The sequence below is a fragment of the Microvirga arsenatis genome (assembly GCF_009910705.1).
In the GTDB taxonomy this organism is placed as follows: Bacteria; Pseudomonadota; Alphaproteobacteria; order Rhizobiales; family Beijerinckiaceae; genus Microvirga; species Microvirga arsenatis.
This window is the reverse complement of sequence record NZ_JAAAXJ010000018.1, coordinates 1-16,541: the sequence shown is the minus strand read 5'-3', so window position 1 is coordinate 16,541 and position 16,541 is coordinate 1. Positions and strand designations below refer to the sequence as shown.

Below are 16,541 nucleotides of genomic sequence, written 5' to 3'. Positions count from 1 at the left end.
CACGCACAGCGGTACCGACCTCCCGCGGTCAGGTACTTTCGTCAGCTCCGCCCGGTATTGGACTAGATCTGTTTCCACTTACATGGGAACAGATCTAGCCAGCCTCACGTCTCTGCCCACATGCGGAAAAGGTTGGCGCTCGTCTTCGCCAGGAGGTCGAACTCAGGCGTCTTGCCGGATGTCGCGAACAAGCCGCGCTTGGCGTTCTCCAGATCGAAGAGCATCTCGCGCCGGGCGGAGTCGCGCACATAGCTCTGCGCCCAGCTTACCGCCACCAGCCGTTCGCCCCGGGTGACCGGCGCGACCCGGTGCAGGCTCGTGGACGGATAGGCCACGAGGAAGCCGGCGGGCAGCTTCACCTCTTCCTCACCGGACACGGATTCGATCACCAGCTCGCCGCCGTGATATGAGTCGGGGTCGACCAGGAAGAGCGTGAAGGACACGTCCGTCCGGATGCCGTCCATGAGCGGGTTGTCCACGTGGGTGCCGTAATGCTGACCGCCGCCGTAGCGGCTGAAGAGGAGGGGCGTGAGTGCCTTCGGCCGCGCCGCGAGGCTGAACACCACGTTGCTGAGGATGGCTTTCGACACCCGCTCGCGCAGCAGTCCGAGCGCCGGCCCTTCCTTGGCCTGCTCGTTCTCCTTCACAAGCTTGGCGCTCCATCCAGCTGTGGCGCGGCCGTCCTCAAAGCGCATGGCCGCGAGGGTGGATCGGATGTCCTGGACGTCGACCGGCGACAGCACGTCCGCGATGGTGATCACCATAGATGAAGAACCTTGTTGCCTTCAGACGCCATAGAATGCAGCTAACTGCTTGTAAAGGCTGGTAGTTTTTAAGCATTCCAAACTGGCCTCGAAAGTCGAGGGACAACCGATGAAGCGACGGAAGATCTGGACGAACTTGAGCACGGCGGTCCTGATCGCCACCCCGGCGGCGACGCAAGCCGCCGCGTCGCCGGCTCAGCTGGCATTCGCCATTGAGGCCAGGGCGGACGAATGTCTCGTCCAACTCGCCCAGCACCAGGGCCACGGCGGAGCCGCGATGCCGGCCACCCGGGACGGCGAGGGCGAAGGCGGCGCTGCCGAGCTTCCCGCGAGCCTGCATCTCGCCCGCGGCATCGCGATGATCCGCGGTCATCTTCTCATCGGCGGCGAGCTGATCGAGGCCGGCCGCTGGAAGGAGGCCCTGCCCCACTTCCTGCATCCCGAGGAAGAGATCTACGCATCGCTCCGCAACGACCTGAAGGCCTACGGGGTAGGGCCGTTCCAGACCACCCTCAAGGCGCTCTCCCAGACCGTCAAGGCCAAGAACAAGGAAGCCTACGCGCGCGCCCGCGCGACACTCGAGGAGCGCCTCGCAGCGGCGGAGTCCGCCGTACTCGCGAAGGAGGAGAACAAGCCTTACTTCGTGCTTGAGACGGCACTCGAAACCCTGCAGCAGGCCTCTGACGAATACGAGGAGGCGGTCGAGAACGGCCGCATCGCCAACGTGGTAGAGTACCAGGATGCGCGCGGCTTCGTATACGAGGTGGACCGCCTCGTCGGCGCTGTCGCCGACGCGCTGGCGGCCAAGGACGCCGAGGCCATGAAGGCGCTCCGCGCAAGCCTCAGCGACCTCAAGGCGACCTTCCCGACGCCTATGCCGCCCCAGAAGGCCGTGAAGGATGCGGGCGAGTTCCTGAGCGCCGTGTCCAAGTTCGAGCTGCAGCTGGGCAAGTTCCGGTAGGACCATGCCCCGCACCCGCCGCTTCGAACCCGGTCTGAGGCTGGCAGGCCTCGCGCTTGCCGGCCTTGGGCTGGCCGGTCTGTGTCTCGGCGCATTCTCGGCCAGCGTGCGGGCCGGTTCCGGCACCTTCGATGCCGATCATTGGCGCCGAGTCTTCGCCCGGCCCGAATATGCGCCAATGCCGACCGGCAACGCGACTACACCGGAGAAGGTGGCGCTCGGCGCCATGCTGTTCGAGGATCCGCGCCTGTCCGGCGACGGCACCGTCTCCTGTGCCACCTGCCACCAGGCCGAGCTCTCGTTCACGGACGGCGTCCCGCGCCATGAGGGCCACGACGGGCAGCCCCTCGACCGGCGCACCCCGTCCCTCTGGAACACCGCCTGGGGCCTTTCGTGGTTCTGGGACGGTCGCGCCGCAGGCCTGGAGGCTCAGGCGGCGGAGCCGATCCTGAACAAGCGCGAGATGGCCGGCGACGTTCGCCGCGCGGTCGAGATCCTGGCGGCGGATGCAAGCGCGAGCCGCAGCTTCGCCAGGGCCTTCCCGGAGGACCCGACTGTCACGCGGGACAATATCCTGAAGGCGCTCGCGGCGTTCCAGCGCACCCTCGTCTCGCCCGAGACGAAGTTCGACCGGTGGGTCAAGGGCAACGACGATGCTCTCGATCAGGATGAGATGGCAGGCTTCAGGCTCTTCGTCGGCAGGGCCAGATGCGTGAGCTGCCACACAGGCTGGCGCTTCACCGACGAGGCCTTCCACGACATCGGCCTGCCTGGCACGGATCCCGGCCGCGGGGCGGTTCTAGGGCTGAAGGAAGTCGACAATGCCTTCAAAACCCCGAGCCTGCGCGAGCGGGTCTGGACCGCGCCTTACACGCATGACGGCTCGCTCACGACCCTGGAAGATGTGGTGGACCACTATGCCGATCGGGTGATCGAGCGCCCAACCGTGTCGGCTGACCTGCCTCGGCGGATTGAGCTGAACGCGACGGAGCGCGCCCAGCTCGTCGCGTTCCTCAGCACCCTGTCGAGCGAGGACCCGCCGCGCCCGGCGAGCCTGCCGGCCCGCACGATCGCCCTCGGCGGCGACGCGCAAGCCGCCACTACATTCGTCGGGCAGAAGAACCGGCGCTTCACGCCCGGCGCGGTGCTGCTCAAGGTCGGCGAGGTGCTGCGGATCGTGAACGACGACACGCGTGTCCACAACGTACGGATCGACGGCCCCGGCATGAGCGTCAACTCGGACGCGCAGAACCCGGGCGACACGGTCACGGTCGGGTTCGACCAGCCGGGCCGCTACGACGCCATCTGCGGCGTTCACCCGGAGATGCGCCTTACCGTGCAGGTGGAGCCTTGAGCCGTGTCCAGCGAAGCGGATCCGGTTCGCCGTCAGAGAAGCGCCGGGGGATCGGGAATGAGGCGAGCGTCAGGAAGGCACCGCGAATGTCGGCCCTACGCAACGTATCGATGGGCTTGAAGGAAAAGAGCGGCCCGGACGAAGGTTTAGTCACAGAATAAAGTAGCTCTTCGCAATTGAGCCGACCTTATCGATAGAGATTTCGAAATCGGCTTTGCCGTCGCCATTCGTGTCAGCCTGAACCCTCGACCACTGAACGACGTCACCGCACCCAATCTTGAGCTTCGTCGGCTCGTACCGGAGTTGACCTTTCACCTTGGAGAATTCGGCTGTGCCGATGAAATGAAAGGCTTGGTTGCCGGCAATCCCTGTCTTGGCGTCGATCGACGAGAGGTCGATCTTGTCGCCTTGAGACCGCGAGAAATCCAGAATGAAATCTATTCCGCGGCCAGGGACTCGCGAGTCGTTTACAGACTCGAACACAAACCGGTCAGCACCTTTGCCGCCCCAGAGGTCATCCGAGCCGGCCGAACCGATCAGAATGTCATTGCCATTGAAGCCTTCGACCAGATCACCGGACTTGCCGCCCCTGATTACGTCGTTCCCGGAGAGGATCGACTTATAGAGCTTCACGTGGTCATTCGGGTTGGAGGTTGAAGCTACGGCAATCAGCTCTGTCGCGGGAATATTCAGATCGGTTATGGAGAAGCTATTCCCAGAGTTATCGACTGAGGTAAACCTCGTTACAGTTCCACTGATGGGAAGACCTGAGGCTGCGAAGGTGAAGCCTGTGCCTTGCAGTTCGATCCAGAACTGCCCTTGCGAGCCAGTCACGGCCTTGAAGGATGTCGGGCTCTGCTCATACCAGAGCCCCCTAATGAGCTTGCTGACATCAAAATTGTGCGACCGCAACTGATATGGTCCCGTATAGATAACCTGAGCCATTGCCCCTCCTGGACCCGCTGCTGGGTGTCATTGCTGTCTTAGACGAACCTAGCGGCGCATTGCCCCACTGGAGGTGCTTTTGCACACACAACGAGGCCCCCCGTAACCACTGCAACATTCGGGCAGGCGCAGTTGAAGTCTCGAACGGAGCAGGTCACTCTTTTAATCGTTCCTGCGCGCTGGCCGAGTACGGCTGATAAGCTGAGCCTTCGTCCCGGCCTTGCGCGGCAAACTGGTCACTGTTGGGGAAGCCGCATCTCGCGAGGGACGCCAGCATGGCTCTGTCCTCGGCCTGGACAGGGAGGCAACGCAGCGTATGCTCGATTGGGATCCCGGGAGCACTCGATGAGTCCTTTTCAGACAGCGATTTGGCTTGGCATCCTGATGGCGCCTTTTGCTCCGACTGCGGGATGGGGTCAGGATTCAGCCTTGCCAGCAGCGGCAAAGCCCGTTCCGCCCTGCCAGCTCGCTCCCGAGCGACGCCAGGGAACGGACTCATGTCTGGAGGTGAGTGACGTCCTGCCGAATGCAGCGACCGCTTACGCCGTGGGAATGGCCATCCTGACGGCACGCTATGGAGCGAAAGCTCTGAGGTACCCTGAGCCCTATGAGGCGAGATACTGGGCTGCTCGGGACGAGTGGTGTGTCGATCGTGCGCTTTTTCGGCCTGGCGAAGCGCGCAAGGGTCGTTTGCCGCGCAAGGGCGGGGGGAACCCTTACCTCTGTCTCTCCAGGAAGGATGGTCGAGTAACGCTCATCAGCCTCAGCGTCTGAGGCCGTTGAGTCGACTTATTCCTTGAGGCTCGTTCCGTGAATTTTGCCGATGCCGACCCAGATGATGCAAGGTTCATCAGGATGTCGACGGGGGAGAACGAGATTGGCTTTGGTGTTTCAAATTCGGAAGAGCCACATGGGCCCTATATAGAATTGGCTTCGCCACGCCAGGAGACGCTGAGCACCACCTCGCCCTGCTTCCAGTCCAAGTTCACCCCGAGCAGGATCCAATCGCGCAAAGGCTGTCTCGCAGACGTGACGCCCTCACTGCTTTCAGCCGCGCGCTTGGCGAATACCCTCTCGTCGCACGCACCTGTGAATATCTTAGGCGGAGGGGGAGCCTTCGCGGCGGATTGGTATGATCAAGAGCACGTCGGCCTCACCATTGCCCCGGCAGGTATAACGGGCAAGTTGCTGGTATGCGTCGACTTAGCAAATGAGCCTGCGGTTGGCTCTGGCACGACCATCCAGCAACGGGCGCTCCTGTGCTTGCTGACTGAGTATGCGGCTCTCGGTCGATTCAGAATCGCCCTTCATCCCCTGCTCAACGGCGGCACTGAGGCACTCCTGAGAGGCACGGAAGCGTGACATCAGCTTGATCCGCAGGCAGGCCGTCTTTGAGCCGGACTATCGACTGTTGCATCATGGCAGGCTCATCCCCAGCGCCGGCCTCCACCACCGCGATACGAAGCACATTGTCGGACGGCTCGCCGAACTCCGCGGCATAAAACAGGCGGTGGCCCTCCGGGAACTTCGCCATGGCGGGCACAGGTCCTTCAGCGTGGTATTCTGTCCAGCAGAGGGCTACCTGACGAAGTTCGCCCGAACCGGCTTCAGGCTGGCTTTCTCCAGGGCAACGGAGAAACTGGGCCTCAGCCCCCTGCTTCCCCTCACGCCTGTTGCATTCTTCATCGCGGGATGGAGTTCTTTGTACTCAAGGAATACAACTATATAATCACCTGCGTCAGAGACCCTGAAATTGTAATCTTTCACGTCCATGCCAAATTTCTGGATCTCAGGCATCGCTGCCAAGATCGCGGCGAGCGCGATGCCACTGATATGACCCATCGGAGTTCGTTGGGCTGTTGGCGGTATTTGCTCCGGGAGGGTTCCAGGAGAACCCTGTTGCGCGTAAGCCGCGCCGCCCATGAGCAGCACGGGCATGAAGGTAGCAACGACTGGTAGCATTCTCACCATGACGACCTCGCACACTCCGGCTGGGATGTCTCTGTGTCTTTGATCCTGGAAAGACCAGGTCCGCTCAAGCGCCTCAGAACTGAATCTGTCGCGAGAATTTGCTTCAGAGTTTCATCTATTCCTCCCTGGGCTCAAGGGTGGGGGCTAGCGTGTTCAAGGGCAGGCATTTTGATCAATCTGTGATCCTGCTCTGTGTCGGCTGATACCTAGCTTACAATCTGAGCCTGAGAAACCTTGATGAGATGATGGCCGAGCGAGGCATTTCCGTCGACCACGCGACCATTCACGGATAGGTTGCCCAGTATTCACCCAAGCTGCTGGAGCGGTTCAATCGTCGTAAGCGAGCCGTCACTGGCAAGTGGCACATCGTCGAGACCTATATCAAGGTCCGGGGCCGCTGGATGCATCTTTACCGAGCAATCGACAGCAACGGGGACACAGTTGAGTTCTGGTTTAGCGAGCGGCGCAATCCGGCTGCTGCCAAACGGTTCCTGCGCAAGGCGCTCAAGCGGCACGATCGGCCTGAGCGGATCGTCATGGACGAAAGCCAGACCAATCGCGAAGCGATCTTGTCGTGTGATGCAGGAAGCCATCTACAGGAAGCCGTCTACAGGAAGCCGTCTACAGGATGGCTCAAGACATCCGCTCATTCAAATCATGATTCGGCAGAGTCAGTTCCTCAACACTTGTATCGAGCAGGATCATCGTGCCGTCGAAAGACGGATTCGCCCGATGCTCGGCTTCAAATCCATGTACAGCGCTCGGGCCATCCTGGGCGGGATTGAGATGGTTCACATAAAGCGGAAGAGGCAGGCGAAGTACACCCACAGTTCGCAGCTATCCCTCGCCGAGCAGTTCGGGCAGCACGCTGCATAGCAGTCTGCGGTTCACTCTGGCCTTTCCTTCTCGACCACCAAAAATTGCGACAGAACCTCGAATGTGCCATGAGTCGACATCCCGAACCAAGCACGCGAGGCCATTGCCCTCCTTGAGTTCCTTGTGCTCGGTTCCTCAGGGACGTTGTGTTAAGGACCTCCCCACGGTGCATCAGCACAGCCTCAGATCACAAAGAAGTCCGATGCGGAAATGGTCAGGTTCTTGGACAGCGTCGCAATTTCCACCGCTTTGTGGCCGGTGCCCGAGCCATCCGCATCGTACAGGAGCAAGCCATTTTTCCTGTCATGGATGACATAGTCGTTCCTGTCCTTGGCCTTTTCGCCCACCGTGAAGAACTGCGCCGACAGGCCAGCAGGGAATGTCTCAGATCCCTTCTTTCCGAGCTTGGTGAAGATCCTGTTGTCGAGGTAGATCAGGTCGTCCCTCACGTTGAAGTCGGCGATCCGGTCGACGTTGGCTCGGGAGGCCGTCGAGGTGAACGCAAAGGCATCTTTTCCGGAGCCGCCGTGCAGATGGTCCTGACCGTTCCCGCCAAAGAGGATGTCATGGCCCGTACCGCCGTAGAGCCTGTCGGCTGAAGCGCCGCCCTTCAACACGTCGTTGCCGGAACCGCCCTGAAGCACATCGTCCTCGGTCCCACCGGACAGAACGTCGTGCCCGGCTCCGCCATAGAGACTGTCCTTGCCGCGCCCCCCGAGCAGAGGCTCCGATCCACTGGTGCCGATGAGTTTCTCCGCGACGACGTCGGTGACCGTGATGGTATACGCCTTCTCCTGATAGAGACCTCTGCGGTCCGTCACCCGGATAACCACCTGATGGGTCTTTGCCTGCTCGTAATCGATCTTGGCAGCATCGGCCACGACCAGTTGGTCACCGACGATCTTGAACCGCCCGCCTGCGTCGTCGACCAGCGAGAACCGAAGGGTCTCGTAGTCGCCCCAGTTGGGGTCGCCCGCCGAGAGCCGCCCCACGTACCAGCCGGTCTTGGCGTCCTCGGCGACCCTGCCCCAGGTGAGCTGGAGGCCCACCGGCGCATCGTTAGCGTTCTCCAGCGTCATCGAGGTCACCGTCACACGTCCGCCGGCATCGGTGACGCGGATATCGACCGCGGCCTCGGCTGCCGGGGGATAGCCCAGGAACCCGGCTTGGAAGGCGGCCGCCCGCAGCACCTCAGTAACCCGCTCAGGCGTCGCATTATTGTTGAACGTGAATGAGAACTCGCCGACGTCCCGGTACTCGCCGATCAGGATGCCATCGACGTAGACGGAGTGGGCGAAGGAGTTATAGGTCTCGTAGGTGACCCGATCCGTGGCGGTCAGGATGAACCTGCCGTCCACATTGTGCAGGTTCGGGTATCTGAAGCTCACTGACAGGGAGCTGATCGCTCCGCGGTCGTCCGTGATGACTGCATCGCGACCTGCGTCGAGGAGGATGTATGGCCCGTTCTGGACGATGATCCGCTCCCCGGCCAGGCCTGAAACTTGGGCGGCCTCGTTTACGGTAGTCACGCCCGAAGCGTCGGTGATGCGGTCAATCCCCCGGTCGAGGAGAAGCAGACGCTGCGCGTCGGTAAGGGTCGCGCCGTCGAGGATCAGGCCATCGTTGTCGGCGTACCGTCCGCGAAGCAGGAGCGCGACATCGAGGCTGTTGGTCCGTACGGTCATTCCGTCTGTTGCTAGGCTAATGCTGCTGAAGCCCAGGACAGACTTGCCTGCCAGGTCCACTGTCGGCCCAACGAGGAACAGATCATTCTCGCCGCCGCCGGCATCGATGGTCTGAACGCCAGCGAGCTGTGTGCCGCTGACGAGGATGTCGTCGTGGCTTCCCGTGCCCTGAATGATCTCGAAGTTGGCGAAGGAAGCCGCCTGCGTGAGGTCGAAGAACCCGCCTCCCATGAGCCGGAGGGTGTCCTGCCCAGGCCCACCGTCGAAACTCGCATTCTTGATGCCGTACGAGTAAACGCTGACAGTATCGTTGCCGTCCGTAGCCATGCCTTTTCACCCCAAGGGAAGCAGTTCTTTCCCGCGGTGATACATACCTTGCCTTCAAAGACAGGAAAAGGTTCTTCTGGTTTGGTGCGACATCAGTGCAATGCTTTTGGCGAGCGTCAGCAGTGGGCTAGGCCGTAAAGTTTACAGACTTTCGGAAATTCGGGTGCTCCACGTTTGAGCAAAGATTCCGGCTGCTTCCGGCATCTGCCGATGGAGACGTTCTGGTTTTTGGGTGGAACTACCGATACGCCGGACCATGAAGCTGAGTGTTGTATCATTAGAAAAATCCTGACAAAAAGTAGCCGCTCACGTGCTCCGGTCCCAGGTTCCACTTCGTCAGGAAGTATATCTTCTTAGCTTGCATCGCTAACACCAGCAATAGCACCTTAACGACCTGATATAGAACAGGGATGAGAAAATATATACTACGGCTTGTTATGACTTGAACCCTTTGCACCTGGAGGCGTTTTGCTCGCCCTGTTTGAGGAGGAGCCATGCTGGAGCCTTTGGTGGAGCAGTGCTGTCCCAAGGGTCAAATCCTGCCGCGGGAGCGGAAGGTCGCCTGAAATGGCTTTTTCCTCCTCATGACCTGAGCATCTTCAACAAGTCATGCAGGAGCTTGGAACGAGAAGGCCGGTTTGAGGTCGACGATTGTCGCCAAGTCAGGCTTGTCTTCATGGCTCATAGTTTGGCTTAACCGTAATCTCATCCGCCTCGGCTATGCCGAATACCCTGCAACAGCCGATCCAGAGCCGCTTCAAGTCGAGGGGTAGGCTCAGAGACTTGTGAGACAGGCTGAGATCAGGATGGTCAGCCAGTACGCGCCGCTTTATCTGAGCGGCACCGATGATTTTGTTTGGCATGGACCGGAACCGAGCCAAATAGATTGCATGGATCTTGCGCACGATCGGCGCTCCCGCCCGAGCAGCCACAAGGCGCGGGATCGTCCAGTGGTTGAGGCGCTTCTCGCGAATTATCGAAGGAAAATGGGAGAGAGATGATGTCGAGATCACCAAGCGGACGGCGCCCCAGCGACCCACTGAAGGCCGCTGAGGCAGCCTTCAACAAGGCCACGACCAAGCCGATCGAGGGTCCTCCGAAGGCTGCCGCGATCCCTGGCGTGAAGGAGACCGTCACCCTGCGGATTGATCAGGATGTGCTGGAGTTCTTCCAGGAGGATGGTCCGGGCTGGCAGGACCGGATCAATGCAGCCCTCCGCAAGGCAGCCGGTAAGGACTGAGGCGACGAAGCCGGAACAGGAGGTCAGGCTATGGCCCGCCGCAGCATCCGCTCGAAAACCAACGGTGACGCGTAGGAGGCTTTCCAGCGCCGATCCGAGCGTATTGTCAAAGGGCGTCGTGGCGAGATTGCTCGCATCAAGAGACGGTTCTGGCGAAGGATCCGGGCCATGCTCCGGAGCAGGCCTTCCGAGGCAGAGGATTGATACCGGCGGCTACGCTGAAGCCCGATCCGTCCAGCGGGGTTGGCTCCCCGATGGCAAGGGGAATGCTAGGTCCGAGAAGCCGGGCCATGTTGGCTGACGATGAGCAGATCCGGGGGCTGCGGCTTCCCAACACCCTTGAGCTGCCGCCGAGCCAGACCGCGGCGGGGATAGGCCACCTTCTCCAGGGCATCTATGCGGACATTCTCAAAGAGGCTTATCCTCGTCAGCTGATGGCTCTCGTCGAGAAGCTCGACGACGCCGAACGGATGTCGGTGCGCTCAAGCCAACGGTGACCCAGCGGAGAGCGCCTTCGGCTGCCGGCCGCGGATCCCGCCTTGTGGTGGGTCGCTGAGCCTGACCCTGACCAGCCGCTCTATGCTTCGAAGCTCGTCCTGCAGGCGCTCGAGGCGCGCCAGCAGCTTCTCGTCGGACAGACGGGAGGTGCAGGGGCGATTGTCCGCTTCATGCTCGGAGGGCGCAACCTGGCGAAGGGCGCTCAAAACAGTCGCGCCCACGCCCGGCGTGGCAAGCCATTGCTTGTCGGAGATCCGGGCGACCTCCCGGACCGTCGGCCAGCGGCCGTCGAACACCTCGAGAATGGCACGCCTGGCCCGCTGCGGGACCGCTTCGAGGGGAAGAGGCGAGTCGAAGAGCATCTGATCTCCCTGACACTCTGGTTTGCCGGCTGAGGCAAATCCGGAACTTAGGCTTGGTGAGGGCGAGATCGAGGCGAGCCCGGTGCTTTCGGCTTCCGATCCACCATTGCACCGCCTTGAGCGGCAGCCGCGATCCGGAATGATTAACCCGCCCTTGATTCAGGGAGATGGTGCGCCAGGTGCCAAGGTTGAATGCTTTGCTCAGGGAAGGACGATGCCGCACCGCTTCAAGGTCGATGATCGCGTTCACTTCAATTCGAAAACGGCCCCACAGAACGCGGCGGAAGGCTTCCTCCACCTCGTGACCTCGTTCGACGAGCAGGAGGAGCATCGAACCTGGCGTGTCGAGCGTCTGCTCCCAGTGGGCGATGCCGGGTATCAGTATCACATCCGCTGTTTAGAGGACGGCTAGCAGCGCCTCGTCCGGAAGGCGCAGACCAGGCCAGTGTCTAGCCTGGATGAACCCATTTAGGGGATGTGGGGAAGCGCCCCAGGGCGCTCCACGCCGCTCATCCAGGGCAGCGGAGAAGGTGGAGCCTGCGTGGGCCGGTCATGGGAGTTCAGAGCAGATCAGCCCGGCCACGAAGGCTGCCGCCAGCACGATGCACAGGAGCACGCGGTCGACAGGAGTCTTCGGGACCATCGGCATCTCGAGTAGTCGAAGTAACAATGGATCGCCGCCTGCATCGATTAACATAAGTTGGCTTTGAGCTATGGTGGTGGCGCACCAAATCAAGCACGGCTCCAAGAGATCATCCTGCGGCGTTTCGGCGTCCTGCAGGGACTCCAACTCCCCAGCCAACAGAGCTTGTGGTATGGCACTGAGGATTGGACTTGTGACCGGGTGCGGGTCTGGCCGTTGTTGATGCCTCGGCCCGCCGGGTGGTCTGGTCCTGCTTGTCAACTGCCGCGATTGCATCCTCTACCGACCATGAACTCCTCCGATCAGCCCACGACCTCCGGCACCGACTCCACAGCAGACCAAACTCCACCGGGCGAACTGCTGCACCGGGTTGAGCAATCACGGGCCGAGCTGGCTGGCAGACAGGCTGTGACCCAGTCGCTCGGCGATCTGGCGCGGGCCCTCGAGCAGGCCGGCCAGGAGGCGGACCGCACCTCGGCTGAGGGGAGGGGGCCTGGCGCAAGTCAAGACGCAGAGTTCTGGTCACTCAGCTCCGAGTGGAGGGCCAGTAAAGCGCAGGTTGTGCCGCGCCGCTGAGGCGCCGATCTGCTCCATGTCCTCAGGAATACGAAAGCCACCTTGCGCCATATCCGCGAAGAAGCTCTCAAACCCGCCGGGCGTAAGAACGACCAGATGACGGCAGGGTTGATCTCCCACAACCCGGAACGTGTGTTCACGCCCACGTGGGATGAAGACTGCCTTGCCCGCTCCCCTTCTAAAGGTCTGGCCCTCAAGCCAGAACTCGCACTCTCCAGTCAGGAGGACGAAGGCCTCGTCCTCGCGCTCATGAACATGCCGAGGAGGGCCGCTGCCGGCTGGGCTTATGCTGTCCACGATGGCCATCGCTCCACCCGTCTCGGCGGAAGTGAGGATCGTCTTGTAGCGCACACCCAACCACTCGTGAACACCAGGGCCAGAGAGCTCGTCGCGCATCGTATTCTCCTCACGTCACATGCGGAGCTGGTTGGCTCAGGCGGAGGTGCCGGTCTGCATCTGCTTCGCCATTTCCAGACCTTGCTCGGCTGTCATTGCGGGCACGACGGACAAGTCAAAGACATCATCCCAATCCACGATTGCCTGCATGATTGAGGCCACATGATCCGCCGCGGCCACCGCCACCTCAGTGGACATCGGCCAGTATTCTGCAACCATCTGCATACCCGCAGGATATTGCCAGCTCATGCGGCGGGCGATCCGTTCCTTGCCTGTACTCGCAGCCTTTGGCTTGCCAATGACAACAAACAACATGGATGCCTCCATCTTTCGGCGGCTCCACATTGAGGCGCGCTAAGGACCGCCGAGGCCGACCATATTAAACAGTTCTGACCGGGAGGGGCCTTGCGCAAAAGGATATGGGCGCCAGCGTGTGTGTTCCTCAAAAAAGTAGGAAAATTGCCCCGGAGCTCGGGCGAGGGGACTTACGGAACATCGCAAAGTCTTTATGCTCATCGCTGATGAAACATCACCCTGGCCACAAGACCCTCAGCACACCTTCGGCATTTCATGATGGCGCAGCTGCTGCGGGCGTGGCTAGCGCTTCTCGCGCCTGGAGAGTTGCAGCTCAAATCTGAGGTGGATTGATAATTTACGTCAACGGCATGCCTGTCAGCATCATCGTTCCCTTCGATCAAAGGCGACGCGCTCAGATGCTAACGGCCCCAGTCGATAAGGATACACACATCCTAAGCTCGAAAGGTAACGGGCGAAAAATGAGGGGTCGCTCAGGCCCCATTTCTTTTTGTTACTAAATCGCGTCGGCCATTGAAATAACCTACCTCATCGAGACGGTTCTGGGGGCGCCCTATGCAGCCATTCTCAGGCTTGAGGAATCTCTCTCACCGAGAACCGCCAAACCCCGTTCAGTGATCAACGCAGAATCCTTATCGGCCTCACTCACGGTCGCATATCCGACCATGAAGAAGACGGTGCAGCGCCTGAGTGATCGGAGATGGTCTGCCCGAATGCACCCAGGAGGAGTCGCCCATACGCGTTGTTCTGTAGACCCGTCTCGCCGGCCCTACCTCCAGCAGCTTGAGGATCGCGAGCTGTGCATGACTAACATTCATCGAATTTCCCTTACGTTGTTATTCATTATCGGCAGCTCTTCGCTGCGCGGCTGAAATACGTGCAACGCATCTGACGTACAACCGCGGTTCCACTGCTTCAGATGCGCTTGTGGAAGCTGTGACTGGAATAGCCGCAATCCGCCACCACCCAGGCGGGCACATTTGGTAGCCGCTCCAGCAGATGAACAGCCTCAAATGGTTCACGCGCCTCAAAACGGTCTCGTGCCATCGACCGGCAAATGACGAAGGAAAAAGCCCCGGCCGAGAGGGGAAGGGCTCTCAGCTAGGGCCGGCTCCAAGCATTGGGAGCTATGGAAAATGTACGGGCATACGCAATACGCGCGTTGCCCGCATCGTCAGACAACTAAGCCTAACAATTCGTGCAGGTCAGCGTGCCCTAATAACGGAAGGTTAAGAGAGGTGCTGGGCGAAGTGCTCGTTCATCTCAAACATGCTGACCTTGTCCTTGCCACCAAAGACCCGACGCAGCTTGTCAACTGCCAGGATTTAGCGCTCGTTCGCAGGGCTCTGGAGGTTATTAGCCTTGATGTACGCCCACACCTTACTCACTATTTCCGTGCGGAGCAGGGGAGACGATCCAACAATAGCGGCAAGATCGTTAGTGGGCTGCAGTGGCGTTGCGAGAGCTGCGTTCGGCCTCTTGGTTTTGGAGGCTTCTGCCATTGTAGAACTCCTATGTTACGCTGCACTCCCTTGCACGGGCGAAGGGCCGGACCATGGCCAGCGAAGGTTAGACGGTCCGCTAATCGCACCCTCAGCATTGAACTAGCGACGCTTGCCTTTGGGGTTGGCCATCATCCGCTTCATCGCCGCCTCGGCCTGTGCTCGGGCCTCTGCATCATGCTTCAGAGAGCGCACCTCCGAGGCCTCTTCCTGCTCCCGTAGGCCATATTGGCGGGCTCGCCACTGCCTCGCCTGAGCGGCTGTCGCAGCCGTGTTGGCAAGGCTCTCAAGCCGGTCGATTTGAGGGGTGCTGGCCTGAGCCTTGGTATCGGTTTGAGCTTCCTCGTCTTGCGGTTTTCTCGCCATAGGGTCTCCTTGGTAAGTGCCTACTTGCGCGCTACTGATGCTGCGGCCATACGAACGATACACCATGTCGCCCGTCCCGGCTCCATCTCAGGTGAGCCGCAACTATAAGGTCCAGATCGGGTACGGATAGGACAAACATTGCCGGCAGCTCGGTCGGTTCTGCGAAGATTAATCCAGCCCCACCTGCCGAGATGTCGCGAACGGTACAACTCAAGCCTAGCGATCCGATCCCCTGCAGAACCTGTGCCCTGAGTGACGTTGGCCGCCGATGATGTGCGCGGCGCTCGCCCTGCCTAGACATAACCTCCCTCTGGATCGATGCCTCTATCTCAATGCATAGGCTTGGGAATGACGCTGCCAACGGCTGAGTTCCATAGCAGTCCCCATGGGCCACTATGATAATTTCTCGCGATCGATCGGTGCCCACAGCCGTCAAAGCCGCACGAGCAATCCGATCAATAGCCCACCGGCACTAACAGACGCAGTAGGTGGTTTGGCAGCCGCACGTCTTGTGGCGAGCCAAGCCCAACCTGCTCGGCTGGACGATGGTTGTTCCCGTCAGCGGTGCCCTCACGGAGCAGTCCGCGTCCGTGGGCTCGACCGCCTCGCGAGGGCCACTTTCTACAGGTGTCGATCTCGACCAGCCCGGCGGCCCTGAGGCTCTGGAGGATCGGCGGCTCTGCCCCATGCGGGTCTGGAACTGGGTTCGGCTGGAGAACTCCTTTCTGCCGGGTGGTTTGGAGGCGCAGACCGAGGCCGTTGTGGCGCATGACAGTCACCGGCGTTACCACGAGAACCTCGACGATCTCACGCCTGCCGACGTCTCCTTCGGACGCGGACAGGCCATTCTGAAGCAACGCAAAAGGATCAAGCGGCAGACCATCCAAAGCCGCCGCTTGCAGCACCAGAGGCAGGTCGCTTAATCTGCAGCCCGGATGAGCCAGAGTCTCCCTTAGCTCAAAGCGCCCGCTGTCTCAAAAACTCCGACGACGGACAATGCTAACCGATCAAGAAGACGTGGAGCGCCTTGCCTCCCTACGCAACAGTACGGACTTGGTGACCAGGAGCAAATCGCAAGTCCAGGCTGATTGTGCTCCGTCATGACGCACGTCAGGCTTGGGCAAGCACCATGCAATCGAGCACGGCCCCATAGTGGCAGGCTGCCGCGACAAGGACGAAGCCATGCCAGACAGCATTCTGAAAGCGCAGGTCATCCCAGAGATGGAACACTACGCCGACCGTGTAGAGACTGCCGCCGATGGCAAGAAGCCACAGGGTGGATCCTGGAAGTGCGCCGAAGAAGGATTCATAAGTCATCACGCCGCTCCATCCCAGGAACATGTAGAGCAGGATCGAGAGCCGGTCGAAACGGCCTGGAAAGCGGAGTTTGAGGAGGATTCCTACAAATGAAGTAAGCCAGATACCGAGCAACAGTGCCAGAGACTCCGCGTTCGCCTTCATTTGAGTGATGAACGGCGTATAAGTGCCGGCAATCAGGAGGTAGATGGCCGAATGATCAAACCGTCTCAGCATCCATTTGACGGATGAGACTGGCCAAAGGTTATACAGAGCCGAGACAGTGAGAGCCGTCAGAAGGCTGACGCCATAGATCAGAATTGACGCGAACTCCCACGGGTGCCGTCTGGGATGTGGTGGACTTTTGAGAGGGTGGCGTAGTCTCCGGGTGTTGAAGCCCACAAAACGGGATTCGGGCGTTGGAGCGCCAGGGTCCCATTGGAGACCACGCCATGACGGACCCT

16 protein-coding genes and 3 pseudogenes are annotated in these 16,541 nt (G+C 60.6%); 7 read left to right on the top strand and 12 right to left on the bottom strand.

All coding sequences use genetic code 11. The features are described 5' to 3' along the window. Positions 1 to 104 precede the first annotated feature (104 nt). Complete coding sequence (locus GR303_RS20615; RefSeq protein ID WP_161725568.1) at positions 105 to 764, bottom strand: Fe2+-dependent dioxygenase; 660 nt, start codon at positions 762 to 764, stop codon at positions 105 to 107. Between the two features lie 109 nt (positions 765 to 873). Between GR303_RS20615 and GR303_RS20610 the strand changes: the two genes are divergently transcribed. Together GR303_RS20610 and GR303_RS20605 are read left to right on the top strand one after the other, a co-directional pair. Then, positions 874 to 1,725, top strand: a complete 852-nt coding sequence (locus GR303_RS20610; RefSeq protein ID WP_161725569.1) for a hypothetical protein — start codon at positions 874 to 876, stop codon at positions 1,723 to 1,725. Positions 1,726 to 1,729: 4 nt separating this feature from the next. Beyond that, positions 1,730 to 3,079 carry a cytochrome c peroxidase gene (locus GR303_RS20605; RefSeq protein ID WP_161725571.1) on the top strand — a complete coding sequence of 450 codons (1,350 nt, stop codon included), beginning with the start codon at positions 1,730 to 1,732 and terminating at the stop codon, positions 3,077 to 3,079. 150 nt (positions 3,080 to 3,229) lie between these two features. On the opposite strand, the gene GR303_RS20600 is transcribed toward GR303_RS20605, so the two are convergent. The 3 genes from GR303_RS20600 to GR303_RS20590 form a co-directional block, all read right to left on the bottom strand. Further along, a complete protein-coding gene (locus tag GR303_RS20600) occupies positions 3,230 to 4,024 on the bottom strand; it encodes a M10 family metallopeptidase C-terminal domain-containing protein (protein WP_161725573.1) in 795 nt (264 codons plus the stop codon). 1,318 nt (positions 4,025 to 5,342) lie between these two features. Next, positions 5,343 to 5,558 (bottom strand): hypothetical protein, encoded by a 216-nt coding sequence (locus tag GR303_RS20595; RefSeq protein ID WP_161725574.1) that lies wholly within the window; start codon positions 5,556 to 5,558, stop codon positions 5,343 to 5,345. 44 nt (positions 5,559 to 5,602) lie between these two features. Then, entirely contained in the window at positions 5,603 to 5,962 is a 360-nt protein-coding gene (locus GR303_RS20590) for a hypothetical protein (RefSeq protein ID WP_161725576.1), read from the bottom strand. 182 nt (positions 5,963 to 6,144) lie between these two features. Between GR303_RS20590 and GR303_RS20585 the strand changes: the two are divergent. Then, positions 6,145 to 6,871 (top strand): annotated as a pseudogene (locus GR303_RS20585) (IS6 family transposase). A 182-nt stretch (positions 6,872 to 7,053) separates the two neighbouring features. On the opposite strand, the gene GR303_RS20580 reads toward GR303_RS20585, so the two are convergent. Beyond that, positions 7,054 to 8,883 carry a calcium-binding protein gene (locus GR303_RS20580; RefSeq protein WP_161725577.1) on the bottom strand — a complete coding sequence of 610 codons (1,830 nt, stop codon included), beginning with the start codon at positions 8,881 to 8,883 and terminating at the stop codon, positions 7,054 to 7,056. 1,000 nt (positions 8,884 to 9,883) lie between these two features. Between GR303_RS20580 and GR303_RS20575 the strand changes: the two genes are divergently transcribed. Next, on the top strand, positions 9,884 to 10,123 hold the full coding sequence (locus GR303_RS20575; RefSeq protein ID WP_161725579.1) for a BrnA antitoxin family protein: 240 nt from the start codon (positions 9,884 to 9,886) through the stop codon (positions 10,121 to 10,123). Between the two features lie 290 nt (positions 10,124 to 10,413). Next, positions 10,414 to 10,620: a hypothetical protein gene (locus GR303_RS20570; RefSeq protein WP_161725580.1), complete on the top strand. Its 207-nt coding sequence runs from the start codon at positions 10,414 to 10,416 to the stop codon at positions 10,618 to 10,620. On the opposite strand, the gene GR303_RS20565 is transcribed toward GR303_RS20570, so the two are convergent. Continuing rightward, positions 10,606 to 10,983, bottom strand: a complete 378-nt coding sequence (locus GR303_RS20565) for a hypothetical protein (protein ID WP_161725582.1) — start codon at positions 10,981 to 10,983, stop codon at positions 10,606 to 10,608. The two genes, GR303_RS20570 and GR303_RS20565, sit on opposite strands and share 15 nt — an antisense overlap. A 214-nt stretch (positions 10,984 to 11,197) precedes the next feature. Between GR303_RS20565 and GR303_RS20560 the strand changes: the two genes are divergently transcribed. Continuing rightward, positions 11,198 to 11,395, top strand: a complete 198-nt coding sequence (locus tag GR303_RS20560; RefSeq protein ID WP_161725583.1) for a hypothetical protein — start codon at positions 11,198 to 11,200, stop codon at positions 11,393 to 11,395. Positions 11,396 to 12,148: 753 nt separating this feature from the next. Here GR303_RS20560 and GR303_RS20555 read toward each other — a convergent pair. The 5 genes and pseudogenes from GR303_RS20555 to GR303_RS25505 form a co-directional block, all read right to left on the bottom strand. Further along, positions 12,149 to 12,598, bottom strand: a complete 450-nt coding sequence (locus GR303_RS20555) for a cupin domain-containing protein (protein WP_161725584.1) — start codon at positions 12,596 to 12,598, stop codon at positions 12,149 to 12,151. A 36-nt stretch (positions 12,599 to 12,634) separates the two neighbouring features. Next, a complete protein-coding gene (locus GR303_RS20550) occupies positions 12,635 to 12,913 on the bottom strand; it encodes a DUF3303 family protein (protein WP_161725586.1) in 279 nt (92 codons plus the stop codon). A gap of 1,229 nt (positions 12,914 to 14,142) precedes the next feature. Further along, positions 14,143 to 14,415 (bottom strand): annotated as a pseudogene (locus GR303_RS20545) (SWIB/MDM2 domain-containing protein). A 102-nt stretch (positions 14,416 to 14,517) separates the two neighbouring features. After that, complete coding sequence (locus tag GR303_RS24390) at positions 14,518 to 14,847, bottom strand: hypothetical protein (protein WP_201752172.1); 330 nt, start codon at positions 14,845 to 14,847, stop codon at positions 14,518 to 14,520. Next, the gene (locus GR303_RS25505; RefSeq protein WP_425487130.1) at positions 14,813 to 15,082 is read right to left on the bottom strand and encodes a PilZ domain-containing protein; all 270 of its coding nucleotides are present in this window, start codon (positions 15,080 to 15,082) and stop codon (positions 14,813 to 14,815) included. Before GR303_RS25505 ends, GR303_RS24390 begins: the two co-directional genes overlap by 35 nt. A 397-nt stretch (positions 15,083 to 15,479) precedes the next feature. On the opposite strand from GR303_RS25505, the pseudogene GR303_RS24915 reads away from it, so the two are divergent. After that, a pseudogene (locus GR303_RS24915) lies at positions 15,480 to 15,704 on the top strand (IS3 family transposase); the annotation flags it as partial. A 187-nt stretch (positions 15,705 to 15,891) separates the two neighbouring features. Here GR303_RS24915 and trhA read toward each other — a convergent pair. Further along, on the bottom strand, positions 15,892 to 16,541 hold a 650-nt coding region (trhA, locus tag GR303_RS20530; RefSeq protein WP_161747599.1), incomplete at its 5' end, for a PAQR family membrane homeostasis protein TrhA.

What these genes read in the sequence shown, in the direction of transcription:
- GR303_RS20600 (WP_161725573.1), bottom strand. Translation starts at nt 4,024, where the DNA reads ATGGCTCAGGTTATCTATACGGGACCATATCAGTTGCGGTCGCACAAT.
- GR303_RS20565 (WP_161725582.1), bottom strand. Translation starts at nt 10,983, where the DNA reads ATGCTCTTCGACTCGCCTCTTCCCCTCGAAGCGGTCCCGCAGCGGGCC.
- GR303_RS20575 (WP_161725579.1), top strand. Translation starts at nt 9,884, where the DNA reads ATGTCGAGATCACCAAGCGGACGGCGCCCCAGCGACCCACTGAAGGCC.
- GR303_RS20605 (WP_161725571.1), top strand. Translation starts at nt 1,730, where the DNA reads ATGCCCCGCACCCGCCGCTTCGAACCCGGTCTGAGGCTGGCAGGCCTC.
- GR303_RS20590 (WP_161725576.1), bottom strand. Translation starts at nt 5,962, where the DNA reads ATGCCCGTGCTGCTCATGGGCGGCGCGGCTTACGCGCAACAGGGTTCT.
- GR303_RS24390 (WP_201752172.1), bottom strand. Translation starts at nt 14,847, where the DNA reads ATGGTGTATCGTTCGTATGGCCGCAGCATCAGTAGCGCGCAAGTAGGC.
- GR303_RS25505 (WP_425487130.1), bottom strand. Translation starts at nt 15,082, where the DNA reads ATGTCTAGGCAGGGCGAGCGCCGCGCACATCATCGGCGGCCAACGTCA.
- GR303_RS20615 (WP_161725568.1), bottom strand. Translation starts at nt 764, where the DNA reads ATGGTGATCACCATCGCGGACGTGCTGTCGCCGGTCGACGTCCAGGAC.
- GR303_RS20610 (WP_161725569.1), top strand. Translation starts at nt 874, where the DNA reads ATGAAGCGACGGAAGATCTGGACGAACTTGAGCACGGCGGTCCTGATC.
- GR303_RS20560 (WP_161725583.1), top strand. Translation starts at nt 11,198, where the DNA reads ATGCCGCACCGCTTCAAGGTCGATGATCGCGTTCACTTCAATTCGAAA.
- GR303_RS20580 (WP_161725577.1), bottom strand. Translation starts at nt 8,883, where the DNA reads ATGGCTACGGACGGCAACGATACTGTCAGCGTTTACTCGTACGGCATC.
- GR303_RS20570 (WP_161725580.1), top strand. Translation starts at nt 10,414, where the DNA reads ATGTTGGCTGACGATGAGCAGATCCGGGGGCTGCGGCTTCCCAACACC.
- GR303_RS20555 (WP_161725584.1), bottom strand. Translation starts at nt 12,598, where the DNA reads ATGCGCGACGAGCTCTCTGGCCCTGGTGTTCACGAGTGGTTGGGTGTG.
- GR303_RS20595 (WP_161725574.1), bottom strand. Translation starts at nt 5,558, where the DNA reads ATGGCGAAGTTCCCGGAGGGCCACCGCCTGTTTTATGCCGCGGAGTTC.
- GR303_RS20550 (WP_161725586.1), bottom strand. Translation starts at nt 12,913, where the DNA reads ATGTTGTTTGTTGTCATTGGCAAGCCAAAGGCTGCGAGTACAGGCAAG.